General features: G+C 40.1%; 1 protein-coding gene. It reads left to right on the top strand.

Annotation, left to right across the window (positions count from 1 at the left end; all coding sequences use genetic code 11):
• The coding region (locus AAEZ02_RS22510; RefSeq protein ID WP_351125273.1) for a two-component regulator propeller domain-containing protein at nucleotides 1-272 on the top strand (272 nt) is incomplete at both ends.

Genomic DNA, 272 nt, shown 5'->3' with positions numbered 1-272 from the left:
ACATTACAGAGTCTGATGGCTTACTTAACGATAATATTTTTGCAATTAAACAAGATAGCAGCGGTTACTTGTGGCTAAGCAGCAACCAAGGCCTAACCCGGTATGCTCCTCAAACCCAACAAATGCAGCATTTTTTACCCGCAAACGGTATACAGCATCATTCTTTTATTTTAGGCGCCGCTTTTCAAGCAGATGACGGCGAGCTATTTTTTGGTGGTATTAATGGTTTTAATCAATTTGATCCGTTAAAACTGACTCTAGCAACTCAATCC

Origin of the sequence: Shewanella sp. T24-MNA-CIBAN-0130 (genome assembly GCF_040310185.1) — a bacterium.
In the GTDB taxonomy this organism is placed as follows: Bacteria; Pseudomonadota; Gammaproteobacteria; order Enterobacterales; family Shewanellaceae; genus Shewanella; species Shewanella psychromarinicola.
The sequence above is the reverse complement of the archived record's forward strand: the minus strand, read 5'-3'. Positions and strand labels throughout refer to the sequence as shown.